Origin of the sequence: Dehalobacter sp. TeCB1 (assembly GCF_001707455.1) — a bacterium.
Lineage (GTDB): Bacteria > Bacillota > Desulfitobacteriia > Desulfitobacteriales > Syntrophobotulaceae > Dehalobacter > Dehalobacter restrictus.
The window spans coordinates 56,438-78,185 of the sequence record NZ_MCHF01000020.1 but is presented as its reverse complement, the minus strand read 5'-3'; the positions used below and the strand labels follow the sequence as shown (position 1 = coordinate 78,185).

Annotated in this window: 19 protein-coding genes and 1 pseudogene; 17 read left to right on the top strand and 3 right to left on the bottom strand. The window is 44.6% G+C overall.

Going from position 1 to position 21,748, the window contains the following annotated elements; genetic code table 11:
* Window positions 1-16 precede the first annotated feature (16 nt).
* The 7 genes and pseudogenes from A7D23_RS05945 to A7D23_RS05915 form a co-directional block, all read left to right on the top strand.
* A pseudogene (locus tag A7D23_RS05945) lies at window positions 17-181 on the top strand (uroporphyrinogen decarboxylase); the annotation flags it as partial.
* A 383-nt stretch (window positions 182-564) separates the two neighbouring features.
* On the top strand, window positions 565-1,191 hold the full coding sequence (locus A7D23_RS05940) for a YigZ family protein (RefSeq protein WP_019225756.1): 627 nt from the start codon (window positions 565-567) through the stop codon (window positions 1,189-1,191).
* A gap of 297 nt (window positions 1,192-1,488) precedes the next feature.
* Window positions 1,489-1,989 (top strand): TadE/TadG family type IV pilus assembly protein, encoded by a 501-nt coding sequence (locus A7D23_RS05935; protein WP_019225757.1) that lies wholly within the window; start codon window positions 1,489-1,491, stop codon window positions 1,987-1,989.
* Window positions 1,982-2,536, top strand: coding sequence for a TadE family protein (locus A7D23_RS05930; protein ID WP_019225758.1), 555 nt, complete (start codon window positions 1,982-1,984; stop codon window positions 2,534-2,536). Before A7D23_RS05935 ends, A7D23_RS05930 begins: the two co-directional genes overlap by 8 nt.
* A gap of 38 nt (window positions 2,537-2,574) precedes the next feature.
* Window positions 2,575-3,057 (top strand): Tad domain-containing protein, encoded by a 483-nt coding sequence (locus A7D23_RS05925; protein WP_019225759.1) that lies wholly within the window; start codon window positions 2,575-2,577, stop codon window positions 3,055-3,057.
* A 240-nt stretch (window positions 3,058-3,297) separates the two neighbouring features.
* A complete protein-coding gene (locus A7D23_RS05920; protein WP_019225760.1) occupies window positions 3,298-4,293 on the top strand; it encodes an acyltransferase family protein in 996 nt (331 codons plus the stop codon).
* Window positions 4,294-4,388: 95 nt separating this feature from the next.
* Entirely contained in the window at window positions 4,389-5,147 is a 759-nt protein-coding gene (locus tag A7D23_RS05915; RefSeq protein WP_348980997.1) for an HAD family hydrolase, read from the top strand.
* 88 nt (window positions 5,148-5,235) lie between these two features.
* On the opposite strand, the gene A7D23_RS05910 is transcribed toward A7D23_RS05915, so the two are convergent.
* Complete coding sequence (locus tag A7D23_RS05910) at window positions 5,236-6,630, bottom strand: FAD-dependent protein (protein ID WP_019225762.1); 1,395 nt, start codon at window positions 6,628-6,630, stop codon at window positions 5,236-5,238.
* Window positions 6,631-6,705: 75 nt separating this feature from the next.
* Between A7D23_RS05910 and A7D23_RS05905 the strand changes: the two genes are divergently transcribed.
* Both A7D23_RS05905 and A7D23_RS05900 read left to right on the top strand, forming a co-directional pair.
* Entirely contained in the window at window positions 6,706-8,124 is a 1,419-nt protein-coding gene (locus A7D23_RS05905) for a hypothetical protein (protein ID WP_019225763.1), read from the top strand.
* 116 nt (window positions 8,125-8,240) lie between these two features.
* Window positions 8,241-9,083: a PRC-barrel domain-containing protein gene (locus A7D23_RS05900; protein WP_019225764.1), complete on the top strand. Its 843-nt coding sequence runs from the start codon at window positions 8,241-8,243 to the stop codon at window positions 9,081-9,083.
* Window positions 9,084-9,101: 18 nt separating this feature from the next.
* Here A7D23_RS05900 and nth read toward each other — a convergent pair whose 3' ends face one another.
* Both nth and A7D23_RS05890 read right to left on the bottom strand, forming a co-directional pair.
* Window positions 9,102-9,755, bottom strand: a complete 654-nt coding sequence (gene nth, locus A7D23_RS05895) for an endonuclease III (protein WP_019225765.1) — start codon at window positions 9,753-9,755, stop codon at window positions 9,102-9,104.
* Between the two features lie 28 nt (window positions 9,756-9,783).
* Window positions 9,784-11,163, bottom strand: coding sequence for a nucleoside kinase (locus A7D23_RS05890; RefSeq protein WP_019225766.1), 1,380 nt, complete (start codon window positions 11,161-11,163; stop codon window positions 9,784-9,786).
* 267 nt (window positions 11,164-11,430) lie between these two features.
* Between A7D23_RS05890 and thrC the strand changes: the two genes are divergently transcribed.
* The 8 genes from thrC (at window position 11,431) to A7D23_RS05850 (ending at window position 21,492) form a co-directional block, all read left to right on the top strand.
* Window positions 11,431-12,912, top strand: coding sequence for a threonine synthase (thrC, locus tag A7D23_RS05885; protein WP_019225767.1), 1,482 nt, complete (start codon window positions 11,431-11,433; stop codon window positions 12,910-12,912).
* Window positions 12,913-13,286: 374 nt separating this feature from the next.
* Window positions 13,287-15,218 (top strand): acetate--CoA ligase, encoded by a 1,932-nt coding sequence (gene acs / locus A7D23_RS05880; RefSeq protein ID WP_019225768.1) that lies wholly within the window; start codon window positions 13,287-13,289, stop codon window positions 15,216-15,218.
* A gap of 270 nt (window positions 15,219-15,488) precedes the next feature.
* Window positions 15,489-15,965 (top strand): hypothetical protein, encoded by a 477-nt coding sequence (locus tag A7D23_RS05875; RefSeq protein WP_019225769.1) that lies wholly within the window; start codon window positions 15,489-15,491, stop codon window positions 15,963-15,965.
* Window positions 15,966-16,182: 217 nt separating this feature from the next.
* A complete protein-coding gene (locus A7D23_RS05870) occupies window positions 16,183-16,698 on the top strand; it encodes an adenylate cyclase (protein ID WP_176714397.1) in 516 nt (171 codons plus the stop codon).
* A 144-nt stretch (window positions 16,699-16,842) separates the two neighbouring features.
* Window positions 16,843-18,642, top strand: a complete 1,800-nt coding sequence (gene pepF, locus A7D23_RS05865) for an oligoendopeptidase F (protein WP_019225771.1) — start codon at window positions 16,843-16,845, stop codon at window positions 18,640-18,642.
* Between the two features lie 14 nt (window positions 18,643-18,656).
* Complete coding sequence (locus A7D23_RS05860) at window positions 18,657-19,508, top strand: Mrp/NBP35 family ATP-binding protein (protein ID WP_019225772.1); 852 nt, start codon at window positions 18,657-18,659, stop codon at window positions 19,506-19,508.
* A gap of 111 nt (window positions 19,509-19,619) precedes the next feature.
* Window positions 19,620-20,873 carry an adenosylhomocysteinase gene (locus A7D23_RS05855; RefSeq protein WP_019225773.1) on the top strand — a complete coding sequence of 418 codons (1,254 nt, stop codon included), beginning with the start codon at window positions 19,620-19,622 and terminating at the stop codon, window positions 20,871-20,873.
* Window positions 20,866-21,492 (top strand): GNAT family N-acetyltransferase, encoded by a 627-nt coding sequence (locus A7D23_RS05850; protein ID WP_019225774.1) that lies wholly within the window; start codon window positions 20,866-20,868, stop codon window positions 21,490-21,492. Before A7D23_RS05855 ends, A7D23_RS05850 begins: the two co-directional genes overlap by 8 nt.
* The last annotated feature ends 256 nt before the right edge of the window (window positions 21,493-21,748 follow it).

The window sequence follows — 21,748 nt, the reverse complement described above, 5'->3', positions numbered from 1 at the left end:
CCTCTATCAAGAGCGGACCAAGGAAGAATGTATTGCCAAAGCGAAAGAATTAATCGATGGTATGGCAGGCGGAGGATACATTTTTGGCACCGATAAGGAGCTTCTTGCACCAGCGGATGGCAAGGCGGAAAACATCATCGCCGTAAATGAATTTGTCATGGAGTATGGTATTTATAAATAGGAGGTGTTTCACGATGGAAGAACAATTGTTGATTTCTTGGAGTGATATCGTTAAAGAGCTCCGGAACTCGCAGACAAGGACCCCGCGATGGGAATGAATTGGGATATTGGACAGGAAATGAGTTTTGCCTAGCCTATGTAACTTTCCTGGCACTCTTTTAAACAAATATCCGTACTGCCGGAAGTAGTTTACCAGTGCCTACTGGCAGGGAAAAATATAGAAGCAACTATCAGCCAGGAGAAAATCCTGGCTTTTTTGTGTTCGGTTATAGTGTGAAAAAGTCAAATATAAGAAGGGTTAAAGGATATAAGTTGAAATCTATGTTATATTTAGAATATAGGTACTGGCTAAAACTATAATTAAGTTAATGGTGGGGACGAAAAGTGGAAGCATTTAAAACAATCGAGAGAGAGACAGAGGCCGAACAAGTCGTTGAAAAATCAAGGTTTATCGCTTTGGTTAAATATATCGAAGGCACGGCCGAAGCCGAAAAAAATATGAAGGAAATCCGGGAAGTCCTTCCTAATGCCCGTCATTATGTATACGCTTACCGTATTCACGAAGGCAGGATTGAGAAAGCCTCGGATGACGGCGAACCGCAGGGTACAGGGGGAAGACCGGTCATGGAACTGCTCCAGCACCGGCAGCTCTGGAACATCCAGATCATTGTTGTGCGTTATTTTGGCGGTATCCTGCTTGGTACCGGTGGACTTACAAGAGCCTATGGCGGGACAGCCCGCCTTGCATTGGAGAACACAGCGATTGTCCAGCTCGTTCCGCACCGGATCTATGTACTCCGGATTCCGTACTCCTGGTTTGAACAGATCCGGTACGGCCTGAAGCAAAAGGGCATGGAAAGCGGTAATGAAAAGTTTAGTGAAGAAATTGATCTTGAAGTATACATCCGGGATGGAGATCAGGATACCTTTACTGGCTGGCTGCATGAATTCACCAACGGGCAGGTTTCCTGGAAGGATGCTGGGGCTGTATTAAAGTCGGTTAGCGTATAGAAAATAAGACCCTCAGGGGCCTTTTTTTTTACGCAAAATATGTAGGTACTGGGAACGCATGGATTAATCTACTGGTACTATTGGGAAACAAAAATAGTCCGAAAGTATCAATTTCTTGTAAAAGACATCATTTCGACAAATTTCCTCTTGAGGGTCTGAGTTTTTATAGATAGAATCCATATAAAACCAAATGTAAAATGATTGTAAACTAAACGTAAATATATTGTAAAAAATAGACAAGGCTTAACTAGTTGCATATGGCAGCGGCTGATTATATTAATGCTGGGCGGTAAAAATATGAAAATCAGAGAATTTATTAGTTTAAGAAAAATACGGGAATGCAAAAAAGGTCAGGCTATGGTGGAATTTGCACTGGTTTTGCCTATCTTACTACTATTTTTTGGTTTTATTTTGGATGCCGGACGAATTGTCGATGCACAAGTATTGGTACAGAGTGCAGCAAATGAGGGAATCCGGCAAGTTACCAGCAAGACAAATATCAAAGAACAAGTAAAAAATTCCATTAGTGATTATACAGACAGATTGGATTTTGATCAGTTAACCGTTGAGGCCAAAGCTGGAGAGACAAAACGAAGGAATTATACGTATCATGCGAACAAGGGATCTCAATTTCAAGAATTACCAAGCTATTATACATATTTTAACGCGACAGTAACCTTGGAATATGATGTACCGGTGCTCATGCCGCAGTCAAAATTGTTTTTTGGTGATGAATTTAGGGTATTGTCAACATTTACTTCGCAGGTGTTTTTAGAGGGGTACCCTGAGGATGGTTAGAGATATCGAACGGATACGTTTGAAGGGAAGGGTGTTCAATTTGATGCGCATGCTAAAAAATGAAAATGGACAGGCACTTGTTGAATTTGCCCTGGTACTTCCTTTATTTCTAACGTTAACGTTTGCTGTGATAGATTTAGGGTGGATGATGAATAAGTATCTTACTTTTGATTACGCTTATCGCAATGCGTCTTGGACAATGGGTATAAGCTATGATAGTGATTATTCCCAAACTATCAGTGGAGAATCTGCCAAAAAAGCAATAAAAGAGGCAATGGAAAAGACATCGTCGCTGGTTGATGAGGAAGATCTGTCTGTGAGTGATGCCAAGTTAAAATGTTGGACTGAAAAGAAAGACTACTACACGCCCAAAAGTGGCGGCGGTACGGATCAAAATACAAAAAAATGGAGATATGCGCAGATCACAGCCAGTTTAGTTTATACAGTTGAACCGTTGACTCCGGTAGGAAGAGTGATATTCGGAGAACAGCTGACATTTACGAAAAACCTTAAAAAAAATCGACTGATTATGACAAAAGAAGGTTAGCAAATCAAAGTGTGTTAGGTCAGAAAGTAGGTGGCAATATGCCTAGAAGCGTCTGCTTGCTGATGCGTAAACTTTTAAAAAATGAAGATGGAAATATCACAATTCTATTTGCTGCCCTGTTAATTGTATTGTTTGGGTTTACAGGACTTGTTGTAGATATTGGCGGGATGTACTTAAATCGTCTACACTTGTTTGAGGTTGGGCAAATAATCAGGGATGCGCGTTTTAATGAAACATTGGCGATCGATCATTCGGAAAATCCTGAAGCGACGCTCAATGACATTGCCGACACCTATGCAGTATTAAATGGACTGGATGAAAGCCAGGTAAGCGTAGATTATTATCAGACAAAACTGACGGAAACAGAACGAAATTACGAATTGGATATTAATCTTACAGATACCTATGACTGCATATTTATAAAAATCTTCGGTATTGATACCCAAACAATTAATGTGACCATACATGGAACCAGTACAGCTGCAAAATCACCCCGAATATGGGCTCCAGGAAGAAAGTAGTCTTCATGTTCCCGACCTGGTTATCCGTGATAAATTCCTCCTGTTCCTCTGCCGGAAGCCCATATTTTTTTCCCCTCTGAAAAGATAAAAACTGCTGACAAACGATTGCCTTGTCAGCAGCCTGGCCCCCTGTTAAATACAAGGGGCCAATTAAATGCAATTTTTTAAGGATTCTTGACAAAATGAATGATATAATAAACCAGATCAAATCATCAGGAAAAGAAAGGAACCCGACAGAGGATGAATCAAAGAGATCCGTACTTCGACAACCTGAAATTCATGCTGATTGTTTTGGTGGTTGTCGGTCATATGATTGAACCCCTGATCTATATTCCAGCTTTCAAATCCATTTATGCGTTTATTTATTCATTTCATATGCCGCTGTTTGTTTTCATTTCCGGCTATTTTGCCAAGAATATTGATGATCCGAAATATGAGATAAAAATTATCAGCAAACTAGTCATACCCTATGTTATTTTCGAAATGATCTATTCCGTTTTTGACTTTTGGATTTTCCATAAGGAAAGCCTGCATTTTACTTTTTTTACGCCGTACTGGATCATGTGGTTTTTATTCAGCATGATTATTTGGAAAGTGGCGCTGCCTTATGTGGTCAGGATCAGATATGCACTGCCTGTTACATTTCTTTTCGGCCTTATTGCCGGATATACGGGTGAGCTGGGTTACTATGCGAGCCTGTCGCGGATTGTTGTTTTCTTTCCGTTTTTCCTGGCAGGCTTTTATTTTGAGAAAAAGCATCTGGAAAAGCTGCTGACGAAAAATTGGCGCTTCGCTGCTGGCGGTGTTATGCTACTGGCTTTTCTGGCTTTCTGTTATTTTGGTCAGAATTATACCGTTACGTGGTTTTATGGGAGCGCATCTTATCAGGCGCTTGGCGCTACGGAATGGTTCGCAGGTCTATACCGTGGAGGTATTTACCTGCTGGCTGTAGTTTTAGGTCTGAGCCTGCTGCTGCTGGTGCCTGGCAGGAAGGTTCCTCTGGTTTCAGCGTTGGGGCGCAATACGATGTATACGTATCTGCTTCATGGATTGATCGTGAAGGCCCTTGTTGCATACGGGTTTTATCAGGTTTTGCAGACAGGACCGCAGCGAGCGCTGGTAATAATACTTGGGGCAGCGCTGGCAATCATCCTGGCCTTGAACGGAATTAGAACTTTATTTAAATGGATGGTTGAACCCAAGGTGTCTTTTCTTTTTAAGGAGAACAGCAAATGAAAATAAATGAAATATTTGAAGGCTACATATTGGCGAATATGAGAGAAGTCAAATAATTAATTGGTTAATAAAAATAATATATATTGAATTAGAAAATCTCCTTCGGGATACAACTATACGGTTGGTTCTTTGGTGTATTTGAAAGTATTCGTACAATCAAGGAGGGGATTAGCATAGGAATCAAGCTTGCTGTATTTGATATTGACGGTACCTTGGCACCAACGGACGATCCGATTACTGCCCAGGTAGCCTGTAAATTAAGATCGCTGGAACGTCAGGGGATCAGAATTGTTTTTATTTCCGGTCGGACGGCTTCCTACCTGGCGGGATTGGCTAGGGGAATTGGGATCTGTCAACCTTTGGTTGCAGGAGAAAACGGCGGCGTTATTTTTGAGCCGCTGCGTAAATGGGAGAAAAAGCTTGAAGCTATCCCGCACCAGATAGGTGAGGTAATGAAGCAAGATCTTCTGAAAAAATTTCCGGATCTCTGGTTTCAGCCCAATCAGACGATGCTGACTGCCGCACCTAAGGATTTTTCCACGGTTAATTTATTGTATCAGGCAGTACAAGCTCTGGAACCGGTGAAGAGAAATAAGTATAAAATCAATCGATACGATGATTGTGTAGAGGTCATGCCCAAAGAAAACAGCAAGGGTCGGGCCCTTGCTGTGGTCAAAGAGATCCTTGGTATTCGCAGTGAGGAAGTCATTGTATTTGGAAATACGATCGTGGATTTGCCAATGAAAGACGAAACAAACGATTTCCTTATGATCGGGGATGCAGCCGTTGCGGAAGGTATCAGCAACTACCCCTGTATAGAAGAAGCTCTCGACTACCTCGAAAGCAATCTATAGTTTACATAGTTTCTAGCATGCAGATTTACGGGCCAATAGCCGAAAAGCGGTATTATAGCCCGCAGATAAGCCAAAACCTATAAGCCAGCTAGACTTCAAGCTTTTTTAGTATATTGCGGGCGACATAGATGCCGCTGGCTGCGGACTGGGATAGGGAACGGGTAATGCCTGCTCCGTCGCCAATCGCATAAAAATTCGAATACTTTGTTTCCAACTGCTTGTTCAGCTGTGGCCTGGCCGAATAGAATTTCACTTCAACGCCGTAAAGCAATGTATCATAGTTCGCCGTTCCGGGTGCGATTTTATCCAGTTTATAGATCATTTCAATGATATTATCGAGATGGCGTTTCGGAAGGGCAAGTCCAAGATCGCCGGCGTTCGCGGATTGCAAAGTGGGTTTGGTGAATGATTTCATCATTCTTTTTTCATTTGTCCGCCGGCCTTTCATCAGGTCGCCGAAGCGCTGAACGATGACACCTTCGCCAAGCATGTTGGAAAGCGTGGCGATATATTTGCCATACTTTAATGGTTCGTTGAACGGAGAAGTGAATTTATTACAGACCAGCAGCGCAAAATTCGTATTGTTGCTTTTCAGTTTATCGTCGGAATAACTGTGACCGTTTACAGTAAGTACGCCGACGGTATTTTCTGTGACGACATGTCCCCGGGGATTCATGCAGAAGGTTTTGACCAGGTCATTGTATTTCCGGGTGTAGTAATGCAACTTAGCCTCGTAGACTTCATCGGTGATCTGACTGAACACTTCGTAAGGAAGTTCGACTCTGACGCCGAGATCAATTTGATTGTTCGTCATCGGAATATTCATCTTCCTGCATAATGAAGTAAACCACTCGCTTCCAACCCGGCCAACCGCGCAGACCAGACAGTCACAGGAATATTCCCCAACGGCTGCGGACAAAATATACCTGTCTTTATTCTGGGAAACATCGATGATTTCTGTCTTATGTCTGATTTCAACTTTGTCCTTTAAAAAATTGAAGATATTGGTCATGATTTTAAGATTATTCTCAGTGCCAAGGTGTTTGACTTCGGCCTGGAGAAGATGAAGATCGTTTTGGAGCGCAATTTTTCCGATTTCGCGCGCTTTGGGAGTTTGGGTACTAAAACGTTTGGTCGTTGCGCCAAAGTCAACAAGCATGGAATCCATATACTCTATCAGATCCATGACATGGTCATTGGAGACATACTCATTCAGCCAGCCACCAAATTCGGTGGTAAAATTATATTTTCCGTCAGAAAAGGAACCGCACCCTCCGAACCCCTCCATGATCGCACAGGTCGGGCAATTGGCACATTTCACGGATTTGTTTTCAGTCAGGGGGCATTTTCGGTCGCGTATGCTGTTTCCTTTTTCAAAAATGCAGATGTTAAGCTTAGGGTTGTGTTTGATCAGTTCATAGGCACACATTATACCGGAGATTCCACCGCCGACAATACCGATATCATAATGTTTCATGATCATAGTCCTCTCATTTCAAATGATTCAACCCATAAAAAAGTATAGCATTTGTCTTTTGGAAAAGGAAGTGAATATCGTTTGCCAAGTCCCGGCATGCTTGTCTACTTTGCTTTTATTCTTTTGATCATAATCGCCATTTCTTTTAAGAAAAAACCGGTAATCATTGCTGCCATTGGACTTTTGGCCGTAGGCGTGCTGGACACCGGCAGCTTCTTTGGGGGAATTCAGGCTGCCTTCCGGGGGTTTCTCCTGACAGCTGCGGATCTGCTTCCGATCATCCTGCTGATCGGATTGGTAGTCGCTATGACCGGCATGCTGAAAGAAACGAAAACGGAAACCATCCTGATCAAGCCAATTCTGAAGATTAAAAATGCCGCTTATTTGTACTGGCTCGCAGGGGTCATGCTGCTTACCTTTAGTTTATTTCTGTGGCCGACGCCTGCAGTCTCCCTGCTGGGGGCTTTGATCCTTCCACTGATTCACCGCAGCCGGATTTCTCCGCTTGGTTTGGCGGTTGGTCTATGCATTTTTGGCGAAGGAATTGCGCTGGCCGGTGATTACGTGATTCAGGGTGCGCCCAGCCTTAGCGCCAGGTCAGCCGGTGTCGCTCTGGAGCAGGTCTTACGGCAGTCTCTGCCGCTTGTATGCGGAAGCGGGATCATCGCTTCTTTGATCGGCTTTCGAATGATGATGGTTCAGCAAAAGAAAAACATTCCTGCGTACGTGGTGGCAGACAACAGGGAACGACTGGACGGGCAGAAGGGGGAGGAGCAGCAAAAAGAATTTGATGTACTTTCTCCGATAAAGCAAAACCATCAGATTCAGAAAAGAAAAAGAATGATCCTGGCACTGGCGGCAGTTGCATTTTACTTGTTGGCAGTGATCTGGCTGATCTATGGCAGATTGCGGGGAGACAGTGCCGTAGCGGTTATCGGCGGCGTAACGCTGCTTGTCCTGATTCTTGGCACGATTTTGACTGATTATAAGACATCTTTTAATACTTTTGGGCGGCATATCCAGACCGGAATGAAGTTTTCAATGGAGGTATTTGCCCCGATCGTTGTAATATCAGGTTTCTTCCTCCTCGGGACGCATTCCGGTTATGAAAATGTCCTGCTGCACCAAGGTGCGGGCTATCTGGAACAGCTGGCCTATAAGTTATCCGGTATCGTGGTGCTTAATAAGTATTCCTGTGCCTTGCTGGTAATGCTGACAGCGGTATTGGGGGCAATGAGCGGATCCGGTTTCGCTGCTCTGCCGTTAGCCGGCGGGATTGCGGCGGCTCTCGGACAGGCGGCCGGAATTTCAGCCGTTCCTTTGGCCGTTCTGGGGCAGGTTACGGCAATTTGGACAGACGCTGCAGTGATTCCATGGGGATTCCCGGCTATTGTCAGTGCGGTCACCCAAACGGAAGCCGCACAGATTGTCCGGCTGAATGTGCTGCCTTGGCTGGCTGCACTTTGTTTCAGCCTCATATGGACCTTATTCAGTTATTGAAGCAATAAGGTTGTATTTGTATTTTATTCGATAAAGAAGGAGAATTTTGTATGATTGTAGAACTACATTCAGAGTGCAATGATAGTCATTTTTAATAGGCGGGAGGATATCGGAAAATGAAGTCTTCGGCAGAAATTCGGGGTTTGAAAATTATCAGCATAAATGAAGGAAAGCAAATCAGCACTGTCAAAGACATCATCATCAATTCTGAGGATGGGAGTTTGGCTTTCTTTGTCATCGACCAGCCGTCAGATTATTTTGGTGCAAGATTAATCGCTTACGCCGATATCCTGGGGTTAGGGGATTATGCATTAATCATCAATGACAGCACCGTTGTTCAGGATGTTGCGCATAACAACCTTGCTGTGGAACTTCTAAAAAAAGATGTCAAGGTCGTTAGTTCTCAGGTTCTGACGACCCGGGGGTGCCTAATAGGTCAGGTGAAGGAAATACTGTTCGATGAAACAACCGGAATAATTGCAGCCTGTGAGGTCGTTGATCCGCAGGGGAAATGCAGCGAATTTAAATGTGATCACGTGATCACGTACGGTAAGGAGATCATTCTGATTGATGACAATCCTCCTTCTTCAGGAAAACAAGCCAAGGAACTGATCAAGCCGGAACGGAACAAGGCGTTAGAGGCATCCGAGCCATCGAGCGGTAAGGAGAGCCCGGCCTTGAGTGAAAAAGAGCTTTTGAAGAAGAAAATTGAACAGTTCGGTAAGAGTGAAAGTTTACTGAAGACAGCTGAAAATAGCGGGACAATCATATATCCGGAGGATTTTAATGTCTTTGAGCAGCGCCAGCTTCAGTTCCTGCTCGGAAAAACGCTGAATAATGACATTCAGCTTGAAAACGGTACAGTATTAAAAGCAGGAGAGCAAATTACGGGTGAGAATCTTTCCGGGGTGAAAAACCGCAGCACATTAATGCAGTTGACAGCTCATGTTGTAAAATAGGGTGAGGAAGAATTGATATTAGGAAGCACTGGTAAATACCGGACAGCAGTCTTTCAAAGGACAGACCGGGCATTCCGGCTTCCGGGCATGGCAAAGTCTGCGACCGTGAAAAATCAAACGGTGATGGGTATCAATCCATAGTTCCATAGGGATAAGAGCGGTAAGCTCTTTTTCTACTTTAGAAGGGTCTTTTTCCCGGGACAGACCGAGCCGATTGGCAACCCTCAGTACGTGGGTATCCACAGGTAAAGCAGGAATGCCATAGGCGTTTGCTAAGACTACTCCGGCTGTTTTACGGCCAACACCCGGCATTTTTACGAGGTCATCCAGATTCGAGGGGACATCTCCGTGATGTTCTTCAATGAGCAGCTCGCAGGTCTGCAGAATATTTTTGGCTTTGGTGCGGAAGAGTCCGATCGGGCGAATGATTTCTTCAAACTCGCGGGGAGTGATCTCCAACATCTTTTTGGGAGTGGGGCAGCGTTCGAAAAGTACGGCTGTTACTTTGTTGACCTTTTGGTCTGTGGTCTGGGCACTGAGAATTGTTGCAACAAGGAGTTCAAAGGGGTTGCGAAAATTCAGCTCACAGTGCGCTTCCGGATAGGTTTGTTCTAAAATACAAAGAATGCGGTTTATTTTACAATCACGCATCATAAGTCTGTTGGGTTCCATCATTTTCTCCTTGGATGATATGTTATGGCTATTCACTATAGATACTTCCTCCGATAAATTCCCGGAGAATTGAATTTAAGGGGATGTTGGATGTGTCCATGGGTTCAAAAAACGACAGAAGATTTAGCAAACGAATTGAAGTATCGTAAAACATATTTGTTTCCTGAATTTTTTCAAGAAGAGGTTCGGCAAAGGAACGCAGGGCGTTCATTTCAAAGAGCAGGCTGGAATTAAACATGATATCTGCTTCTTCCTGGTAGCGGAAAACGCTGGTATTTTCCCCGCGTCTGACACTTGGCCACTGATTCAGAGTCCGCTCCGGGCCAAAGCCCCTGAATTTATCGTCGCGTACGATTCGTCTGATCAGTCTCGCCTCAGTTGTCGGGACGCGGTTGTGGCGGTCGATATTCAGCAGGAAAAGCGCACTGATATAGACTTTAAAGAACGAATTTCTGTTAATGGTAAGTAAACCTGGGTTCAGGGCATGGATGCCTTCGACCAGCAGGATATTGTCCGAGTCAAGACGGATACAATTTCCGTCCAGATTTCTCTTTCCGGTGAAAAAGTTGAATACCGGTGTCTGGACCGTTTCTCCCATAATCAGTTTATCCAGATGTTCATTGAGCAGCGCAAGGTCCAAGGAGTATAGGGTATCAAAATCCAGCTGTCCGGAAGCATCACGCGGAATGTTTTCCCGATTCAGGTAATAGTTGTCCAGAGATAAGGAAATCGGTTTCAGGCCGTTGACGATCAGCTGAGTCGAGAGACGATGGGTAAAGGTCGTCTTCCCTGATGAGGATGGTCCTGAAATCAGCACGATTCTGACATTTTTATTTTCATTGGTTATTATATCCGCAATGTCCGCGATCTTTTTCTCCTGGAGAGCTTCAGCAATATTAATGAGATCGATGGAGTGGCCGTTTCTGATATAGGAATTCACGTCCTTGACCTCAGCCAGATCCAGGACTTCAAGCCAGCGTTGCGTTTCCGTATAGGTTGCTGAAAGCTTTTTGGGAAGAACAAAGTCTGCCAAATAACCGGACTCATCAGAAAAATCCAGAATAAATCCCGGCTGAAAAGGAATAAGCCGAAAATCCTTGATGGCAGAAGTATCCTCGAAGGCGGAATAAATTGATTTTATGATGGCTTCATCCAATTTGTAGATATGAAAATTCTCTTCTTTCCCCAAAAATTCAATGCAGTTTTTATTATAAGCCCAGCTCTTTAACGCTGTTTCAATCTGTCTGACTTCTCTGGGAGAGACCAAGGAGCCGGAAAATTCGCAATAAACGCCGTCAAGGATGGAATAAGGAATCTTCAGCATTTCTTCGGGGAACAGTTCCTGGATTACCTTGATTAAGCCGAGCAGCAAAGTCTGTCTGTATTTGCGGGTGAAATTATCTTTCATCGTATTTCGCCTTGCTTTCTGGTTGATTTGAGGAATGTCAAGCCATATGAGTCATTTTATCCAGTGCATCAGTTGCTTATCCAATATATTCTTGCTCAGGCGTAAAATACCTTGTCTTGTGTTCAAAATAATACAGGATAATCCTTGATAGTTAAGCAGGATTCTATTATAGTTATATTGTTTTTACGTGTCTTTTCATATAAAATCAAGTAAAATATCAATTATTGATGATTGAAATATTGCACAGTGATTATTGGAGGAGAAAAAATGTATCTTAGTACCCGCGGCAACATTGATGCTCAAACCTCTGCCCAGGCGATTGCTCTAGGAATGGTACCTCAGGGAGGACTATTTGTTCCTCAGGAGATCCCCTGCGTGGATTGGAAACAATATGCCAACTGCAGTTACGCCGAGCTTGCGCTGCAAATTATGAAGCTGTATTGCGGAGATCTACCGGCAGGAACGCTGGAAGAGGCAGTCAAAGTATACGGAGACGGACGTTTTGATACGTCAAACCCCGCACCGCTTGTTGAAGTCGGTGGCTGCGGGATGCTGGAACTCTGGCACGGCCCGACCGCTGCTTTTAAGGATATGGCCCTGCAGGTGCTGCCTTATCTGCTTACTGCAAGTATTAAAGAACTTGGACTTGATGTGGAAGTTCTGATTCTTACGGCGACTTCCGGAGATACCGGCAAGGCCGCCTTGGACGGATTTAAGGATGTTCCGGGTACCCGGATTGTGGTTTTTTATCCCGACGGCGGCGTCAGTGCTGTGCAGGAGCGCCAGATGGTTACGACAGGCGGAGGAAATACTTTCGTTGTGGCGGTCAACGGAAATTTTGACGAGTGCCAGACTGCAGTTAAAAAGATTTTTTCATCTGAAGAACTGCGCCAAAAATTGAATGCCAACCATATGGTTTTCTCCTCAGCGAATTCCATTAACTGGGGAAGACTGCTGCCTCAAATTGTTTATTATTTCTGGGCTTATCTCGAGGCAGTAAGACTCGGAAGAACTGCTGCGGAAGAGAAAATCAACATCGTGGTTCCCACGGGTAATTTTGGCAATATTCTGGCCGCTTATTATGCTAAGAGAATGGGACTGCCACTGGGCAAGCTGATTTGTGCATCGAATAAAAACAATGTGCTTACAGACTTCTTCACTGCCGGAACTTATGAAAGCAATCGTCCGTTTTATCTGACTTCGTCACCTTCAATGGACATCCTTATTTCCAGCAATTTTGAGCGCTTTTTGTTTGAAGTATCCGGAAGGGATGCCGGCAAGACCAGTAGCTGGTTCCAACGTCTCTCCAGCGAAGGGAAGTTCAGTGTGGATCCGGATACTTTGACTGCCTGTAGGGAGAATATGATCGCTGGCTGGACGGATGAAGAGGGTGTTTTCGAAACCATCAAAAAAGTGTATGAAGAAGACAACTATCTGCTGGACCCGCATACGGCTGTCGCGATGAAGGTTTACAACGATTATCGAGAAAACAGCGGGGACAAAACCTTTACTGTCCTGACTTCAACGGCGAGTCCTTTCAAGTTTGCTCAAAGCGTGCTGACAGCAATTGCCGGTGACAGCTACAGAGAATGTGGCCCCTGGGAAGCGTTGACCAGGCTCAGCGCTTTGACAGGCTGGGATATCCCTTCCGGGCTGCAGGGTTTAAGAGAGAAGCCTGCCCAGAAGGTATACAGGTGCCAGCCGGAGGAAATTACCGCTTATCTGGAAAGGAAATTTCTCAAGGACTAGTACCTATGTTGGACATATTTGGATTTGCACTTGCATTTGAAAATATCATCAAGTAAAATAATTAATTGGAAGGATGGGGAACCTTCCTGGGAGAAAAGGTGGACGAGGTGGCTGAAACAGGCAGTGGAACGTACGCTGCCTGTTTCACTTATTGATCTATAAGCAGGAATGAATGATCAGATGAGAAGCAAGATATTTAAAGACACATATAGATAAGATGATAAAGAAATCTGGAGATACCGGCGAAGGCCGGTATTTTGCGTTTAACCCTTAAATACGGGCAATTGGCTCCAAAGCAGACGATTTGGACAGTCGGTTGTGATATGATGAAAAAAATAAAAAATTATCGTTGGGTCGGTAAGGAGGAAAAAGAGATGTCCAAAGAGATTACCCTAAGTTCAGAAAATAAACACGTCTTTCAGAGTTCAGAGGAATTCAGGAAAGATGCTCTCATTTCCGACCCGGGCATTTATCAAAAGGCAGAAGACAGATTGGCCTTTTGGGAAGAGAGGGCTTCAACGCTTAGTTGGTTCAAAAAATGGGATACGGTTCTAGAGTGGAATCCGCCATTTGCCAAATGGTTTAACGGCGGTAAACTCAATGCGTCCTACAATTGTTTGGACCGGCATTTGGCCGGGCCCCGGGCGGATAAAAATGCCATTGTTTTTGAAGGCGAAAATGGTGATACCCAAATGCTCACCTATAAGGAATTGCATCATGAAGTCAGCAAATTTGCGGGGGTACTTCGCTCTCTGGGTGTGAAAAAGGGGGATGTTGTCACCATTTATATGCCAATGATTCCGGAAGCAGTCGTTGCCATGCTGGCCTGCTCCAGAATCGGAGCGCCCCACAGTGTGGTCTTCGGCGGATTCAGCGCTGAGGCCATTCGGGATAGAATCAATGATGCTAAATCGAAGATTGTGATTACGGCTGATGCCGGCTATCGCCGCGGAAAGGTTCTTCCGCTCAAAGAAAATGTCGATGAGGCTCTGAAAGGTGTCGCGGAAATCGATAAAGTCATCGTGGTCAGACGGGTAGGCCTAGATAATGCCGTACAAGGAGAAAGAGATGTCTGGTACCATGAGCTGATGAAGGATGCTGCAGCCGATTGTCCGGCTGAAGAAATGGATGCGGAAGATATTTTGTTCATCCTATATACGAGCGGCACCACCGGAAAGCCTAAAGGCGTTGTGCATACGACCGGTGGTTACCTGACAGGTGTTTCGACGACCCATCAGTACATCTTTGATCTGAAGGAAAACGATGTTTATTGGTGTACGGCGGATATCGGCTGGATCACAGGCCACAGCTATCTGGTATATGGACCGCTGGCCAACGGTGCGACGGTATTCCTCTTTGAAGGGACGCCTGACTATCCTGCGAAGGACAGATACTGGGAACTGATTGAAAAGTACGGGGTAACCATTTTGTATACCGCGCCTACGGCAATCAGGACCTTTATGAAATGGGGAGAGAGCTATCCCCAGAAAAGAAACTTGAACAGCCTAAGGCTCCTCGGGACGGTTGGAGAACCGATCAATCCTGAAGCCTGGTTATGGTATCACAAGCATATCGGCGGAGAAAGATGCCCGATCGTCGATACCTGGTGGCAGACGGAAACAGGAATGATTATGATTTCAGCTCTGCCGGGAGTAACCGACATGAAGCCCGGTTCCTGTTCTGTGCCTTTCCCGGGTGTCAAAGCCGAAATATTGAACAGATCCGGACAGCCGGTTCAAAACGGAGAGGTTGGATTCGTGGCGATCACCGAACCCTGGCCGGCAATGCTCAGAACGGTTTATGGTGATGACAAGCGCTATAAGGACACCTACTGGGGCACATGGCCAGACAGATACTTTGCCGGGGACGGGGCCAAAATCGATGAAGACGGTTATTTCTGGATTATTGGCAGAGTCGATGATGTCATCAATGTTTCCGGTCATCGAATCGGTACAGCTGAAGTCGAAAGCGCCCTTGTTGAGCATCCGGCTGTGGCTGAAGCTGCCTGCATCGGTAAAAGCCATGAAGTGAAAGGGCAGGCGATCGCAGCTTTCGTCACCCTCCGTGAAGGGGTTGCAGCCAGGGAAGACTTGGTGAATGAACTTAAGAATCATGTTGCCGCCAAAATCGGGGCAATCGCCAAGCCTGATGAAATTCACCTTACGGAAGAATTGCCGAAAACCCGCAGCGGAAAAATTATCCGCAGAATCTTAAGAGATATTGCTGAAGGGAGGGCAATCGGCGATACGACGACCCTTGCCGATGCCTCAGCAGTTGAAGCGCTGCAGCAGATTGGGAAGCAGTAAGAGAGCAGGTATTAAAATTAAGCATTACGAGCAGGTACAAATGTCCCGGCTAAAATAAGCAAGAGCACTGCTGCTGTCATAAACAGTCAGAAGTGCTCTTTGCTTTGTAGGCCTTATGAACATCAATTGCTTTCTTAATTGGACAATGATTGGTCATGTCATAGATTTTTGTTTCCTGATATACAACATTTTGGACTGTCATTTGCATAATAATTCCGAAAAGCAGGAATGATTAATATCAGCATTCTCTTCAGTAAAGGAGCACGTTTTATGGCTGTAAAATTTATTCCGATGGTCTATACATTTATTTTTGTATTGACTATGGTTGCCGTTGTTCCGAGAGCAGAAATTCGAAGACTATCGATCTACGGAATCATATTCGGGGCTATATTTGATGTTATTGCGGCGGGCATCGGCTATTTCACCGGATTGTTCGGGTATATCAATTACCAGGAGTTCGGGATAATGGCAGTGCATTTTTTTGCTCCGATATCCTGGGCAGTATTTTATGTTATATACTTCTATTTATTACCTAAGAAAAATATTTACCGCTATGTTTATGTCTTATCCGGGATATTTTACAGCGTGATGTTTTCTCAGGTGATCTCAAAACTGGGAATTATAAATACGGGTCCGCTGGTTTATCCCATCATCCTCTTTATTATCTGGTTCCCATTGGCGACGTGGGGTTATTTGAAACTTGTTGATTACGATAAAAAACCAGGAGCTAAAACAGAAGACACTTGATCAAAATTTCAACCTTATTATTAGATTAAAGATAGATAATAAATTAAATAGACTTATATAGACCTTGGAAAATTTAAGGTATAATGAAGCTTATAAAATAAATTTGCAATAGTACCATGTCAACCCTAAATTCATATACTGTCAGCAGATTTCTCGTAATACCGCCTTGTCTTACCAAGAAATCTGCTCGCCATTTATTGTAATTTTAGGGGTTATTATGGTACTCGTATGGGAGTTGGGGATATTGGGACTGGAGATTGAGCGCAAGTACCTTGTTCATCAGCATCTTCTGCCGGAACTGAAGAAAGGGGAACGGATGATTCAAGGTTATCTTTCGGAAAAACCATCGGTCAGGTTCAGAATCAAGGGAAATCAAATGATGTTGACAATCAAGGATTATTATACGAAAAACAGGCGGTTCGAGTTGGAGACTCCGGCCAAGGAAGTAACGGAGGATGAGGTTCGGAAGCTTATGTCCTTGGCAATAAGCCCGCCCATCATTAAGACGAGATATACAGTGAAGAGCGGTCAGGGAATAATCTGGGAGATTGATGTTTATGAAGAGGAAAATACCGGCTTGATTACGGTGGATGCAGAAATTCCGCAGGAAGATTATCCGCTGGAATTTCCGGAATGGGTTGCCGGTGACCGTGAAATAACCGGCGAGAAGCGCTACACAAATCTTAATCTTGGCAGGAAGCCTTATACAACATGGGCAGATTTAGCCGAATAAAAAGATACCAACCTGTCGTTTACACAGACTGGTATTCTTGTTATTAAGGGCAAACAATTAGTATTAATTTGCTCAACAAATTAGTAATTTTTTCTTTTACTGTGTATAATATTTCGAGAAGATCAATTATTTGGAGGGATCAGTTTGTCAGAGACGTTACGTTCAAGGGAAGAAATCCCGCAGGAATATAAATGGAGACTCGAAGATATTTTTGCCAGTGATCAGGACTGGGAGACAATGTTTAGCGAAACAGAAAAGATGATTGGGCTTTCCGCAAAATATCAGGGACAGCTTGCCGGCGGTGCGGACATTTTTGTTGAATGTATGGAATGGGCAGACCGTTTCAGCCTGAACCTGGAAGAACTGTTTACGTACGCCCGGATGAGAAGGGATGAAGATAACCGGATTTCCCGTTACCAGGGGATGACAGACCGGGCGACAATGCTTTCAGTACAGGCCGGAAGCGCCTTGTCCTTTATTGTTCCGGAAATCCTGGCTATTCCGGATGAACGCTTTAGTGAGATTCGTCAGGATGAGAGATTGCAGATTTATCATCATTACCTGGAAAATATCTTGAGACAAAAACAACATGTCTTGAGTCTGGCCGAGGAAAAAATCCTGGCTGAAACAGGCGAACTGGCTTCAGCACCAAGCACGATTTTCAGCATGGCCAACGATGCGGATCTGAAAATCGGTCCGATCAAGGATGAAGAAGGCCGGGAAATTGAACTGACCAAGGGAAATTTTATCCGGTATATGGAAAGCAAAGACCGTAGAGTCAGACAGGATGCGTTTACGACGATGTATGCGGCTTACGGCAAACAAATAAACTCCTGGGCGGCAATGCTCGGAGCGAGTGTCAAGGCCGATGTTTTTTATGCAAGGGTCAGACACTATGATTCTGCGATTCAAAGCGCTCTTGACGACGACAAAGTGCCACTTTCCGTTTACGACGCGCTGATACAGACAGTTCATGACTATTTGCCGCAGTTCCAGCGGTATATCCAGCTGCGCAAAAAAGTCCTCGGCGTTACTGAGTTGCATATGTATGATATTTATGTTCCTTTCGTCCCTGAAATGGATACGCATATTCCGTTTGAGGAAGCGAAATCCATTGCACGCGAAGGGCTGAAACCTTTGGGAGAAGAGTATCTGGACATTCTGGACGAAGGATTTCGTTCCGGCTGGATCGATATCTATGAGAATATCGGCAAAACAAGCGGAGGCTACTCCTGGGGCACGTACAGCTCCCATCCTTATGTTTTGCTGAATCATCAGAATACGCTGGATTCCCTGTTTACGCTGGCCCATGAAATGGGGCATTCCCTGCACACGTATTTATCAAATAAAAACCAGACGCATCTTTATGCAGGATATAAAATATTTGTGGCCGAGGTTGCGTCCACACTGAACGAATCCCTGGTTATGCGTCATATGATCAATGCCTCGAATGACAGTAAAATGAAGGCCTATCTGATTAATCATTATCTGGAACAATTCAGGGGAACCGTGTTCAGGCAGACCATGTTCGCAGAGTTTGAAAAGGAAATACATGCTGCAGCCGAACGGAATGAATCCCTCACGGCGGACTACCTGTCCGAAATTTACCGGGACCTGAACTTGAAATATTTTGGGTCAGACATTGTCTTGGATGAACAGATCAATATGGAATGGACACGGATTCCGCATTTTTATAATGCTTTCTATGTTTATAAGTATGCGACAGGATTTTCAGCAGCGACGGCTCTCGCTCAGCAAATCGTGCAGGAAGGGGAACCTGCTGTACAGCGGTATCTGGCGTTTTTGTCCAGCGGAGGCTCAGATTATCCGATCGAACTTCTGCGCCAAGCCGGAGTCGATATGGAAAAACCGGAACCGGTTAAGCAGGCACTGGATGTTTTTGTGGAGCTGCTCGATCAGCTGGAAAAACTTGTAAGCGAATAATGGAGGTAAAAAAGGTGAGTAGTCCATGCAGCAGTTGTTCAACAGCTTCAACCTGCTCCGGCAGCTGCTCCTCAGTTCCGGAACTTACTGAAGCTCAAAAATTAAGTAATATTAAAAATGTTGTTGCAGTCATGAGCGGCAAGGGTGGAGTCGGAAAATCCTCTGTAACGAGCATGCTTGCAGTAAGCCTGATGCGTCAGGGCTATAAAGTCGGTATTCTCGATGCGGATATCACAGGACCCAGCATTCCGAAGATTTTTGGTCTCAAAGACAAAGCAAGTGCCGCTGAAAAGGGGATTATGCCGGTCAAATCCATGAGTGGCATCAAGATTGTTTCTCTGAATCTTATGCTCGAAAATGAGGATGATCCTGTGATTTGGAGAGGTCCGGTCATTTCCCAACTGGTGAAACAGTTCTGGACGGATGTGATCTGGGGAGAACTTGATTACCTGCTGATTGACTTGCCTCCAGGAACCGGCGATGTGCCGATCTCCGTATTGCAGTCTATTCCGGTGGATGGTTTGGTCATTGTCACAAGTCCTCAGCAGCTCGCTAACATGGTTGTTCGCAAAGCCATAAAAATGGCCACCATGTATAAAGCTACTTTTTATGGACTTGTTGAAAATATGGCTTATATTGAATGCCCGGACTGCAACAAGCGCATTGAGATATTCGGCAAACCGGCCGGAGAGAAGGAAGCTGCGGCGAATGAGATTCCTTATCTCGGCCAATTGCCGATTGATCCAAGACTGACGGCGCTTTCCGATGCCGGGCAAGTTGAAGAATATCAGTCGGCGCTGTTTGATGTAATTGCTCAAAAAGTTGATGCCTGCAGCAAGGAAAAAAGTCCGAAAGAAACAGCATAAGTACGCAAGCAAGACTGTACAATCAGGTCCTGAAAAGGAGCCTGATTTTCTTCCTAAGCAGTCTGACTTTTAGAACAAATACGTGTATAATAAAGCGGAGGAGGTGCTAAGATGAACGAAGTTTCTACCATTCGAGATATTAGGCTGGCTGCTGACGGACAACGAAAAATAGACTGGGTAAAACAGTACATGCCGGTGTTGAATTCACTTCGGGATCAATATATTCAAGAGCGCCCGTTTGCAGGGAAAAAAATTGTCATCTGCCTTCATTTGGAAGCAAAAACCGCATATCTGGCCTTGACAATTCAGGCGGGAGGCGGGGAAGTTGCTGTGGTCGCCAGCAATCCGCTCTCTACGCAGGATGATGTGGTAGCGGCTCTGGTCGAAAACGGCATCAGGGCTCATGCCTGGCACGGTGCGACAGATGAGGAGTATAAAGTGCATATCAATAAGGCCCTCGATTTTGGGCCTGATTATATCATTGATGACGGTGGGGATCTCGTTTCAACAATTCATACTTGCCGGCGGGAACTGATTGGCCAGGTTAGAGGTGGAGCGGAGGAGACCACAACAGGTATTCTCAGATTAAAAGCCATGTCCAGGGAAGGAAAGCTTGAATTTCCGATGATGGCCGTCAATGATGCCAGAAGCAAGTATTTATTTGACAACCGATACGGAACGGGTCAATCCGTCTGGGATGCAATTCTGCGGACAACCAATCTGGTCGTTGCAGGAAAAACGGTTTGTATCGTTGGTTATGGATGGTGCGGAAAAGGTGTGGCATTAAGAGCCAGAGGGCTTGGGGCGAAAATCATTATCTGTGAAGTTGACCCGGTTAAAGCCAATGAGGCCTGGATGGATGGATACGAGGTCATGCCGATGAAGGAAGCCGCTTCTATGGCAGATTACTTTATTACCGTGACTGGCAATAAAAATGTCATTACAAAAGATCATTTTGCACGGATGAAGAATGGTGCAATCCTGGCGAACGCCGGTCATTTTGATGTGGAAATCTCTAAGCAGGACCTGAGTCTTCTGGCTGTTTCCAAAAGAAAGGTCCGCCCCAACACTGAAGAATTTACCCTTGAAGACGGGAGAAAAATCTTCTTGCTTGCTGAAGGCAGACTGGTGAATTTAGCTGCAGGAGACGGTCACCCGGTGGAAGTAATGGATATGTCTTTTGCGTTGCAGGCTTTGGCCCTCGAATATCTGGTAAAAAACCAGGGGCTTGAGAACAAAGTTTTTAATGTTCCGGAACAACTGGATAACAGGGTTGCGCTGATGAAGCTTCATTCACTTGGACTGCAAATTGACAGCCTGACATCGGATCAGGCGGAATACCTAGCAGGATGGGTAAATGAATAAAGAGGAATGGATCAACATTACCTGTACTATCCAGACTTCGAAAGGGGAACTGCTGATATCCGGGGTGACATCTCCGGATATCTTGGAAAAGCTTGAAATTGACCAGCAATTAAAAGCTTTCCGTCCGGCTGCCAAACAAAAAAAAGCCATTGTTGAGATCAGCTGTCTTCCACAGGGAAAAGTCGTCTCAGCCCAAATCAATGGGGAGCTGGTCGGCTATATTACGTTTCATCCGCCGGATGAATTTGAACGGTGGTCATCCGGACAAGACAAGGTTCTGGAGCTCGGAGCGATTGAAGTGTCTCCTCGCTACCGCAATTATGGAGTAGCCCGCAGGATGCTGGAAGCTGCTTTCGGTGACGAAAAAATGGAAGACTATATTGTGATTGCAACAGAATATTACTGGCACTGGGATTTGGATGGAACAAACCTGCCGATTTGGGAATACAGGGAAATGATGCGCCGTCTGATGACGCATACGGATCTGCTTATTAAAGATACGGACGATGAGGAAATCACATCTCATCCAGCCAATATGCTGATGGTTCGCTATGGGAAAAATATCACAAAAAAAATGATACATAATTTTGATCGACTTTTATTTTTAAACGGCAAATAATGGTGTGGTTTTTGGTCGGCAATATAGACTGTTTTGGCCGAATTTAGCCGAAAATAATCAACTGACGGAAATAGACGATTCTTTAATCAACGAACGTTCAGTTATCTGCGGTATGAATTCGCTTTATAGTACATCCGGCTTTTGCAAAAAATACGGATTATGTATAAAATGATATGGAAGCTATATGTATAAAATGATGTGGAAGCTAATAAAAATGAACTAGTGAAAACTAATTATATCTTAGTTTCAGATGTGT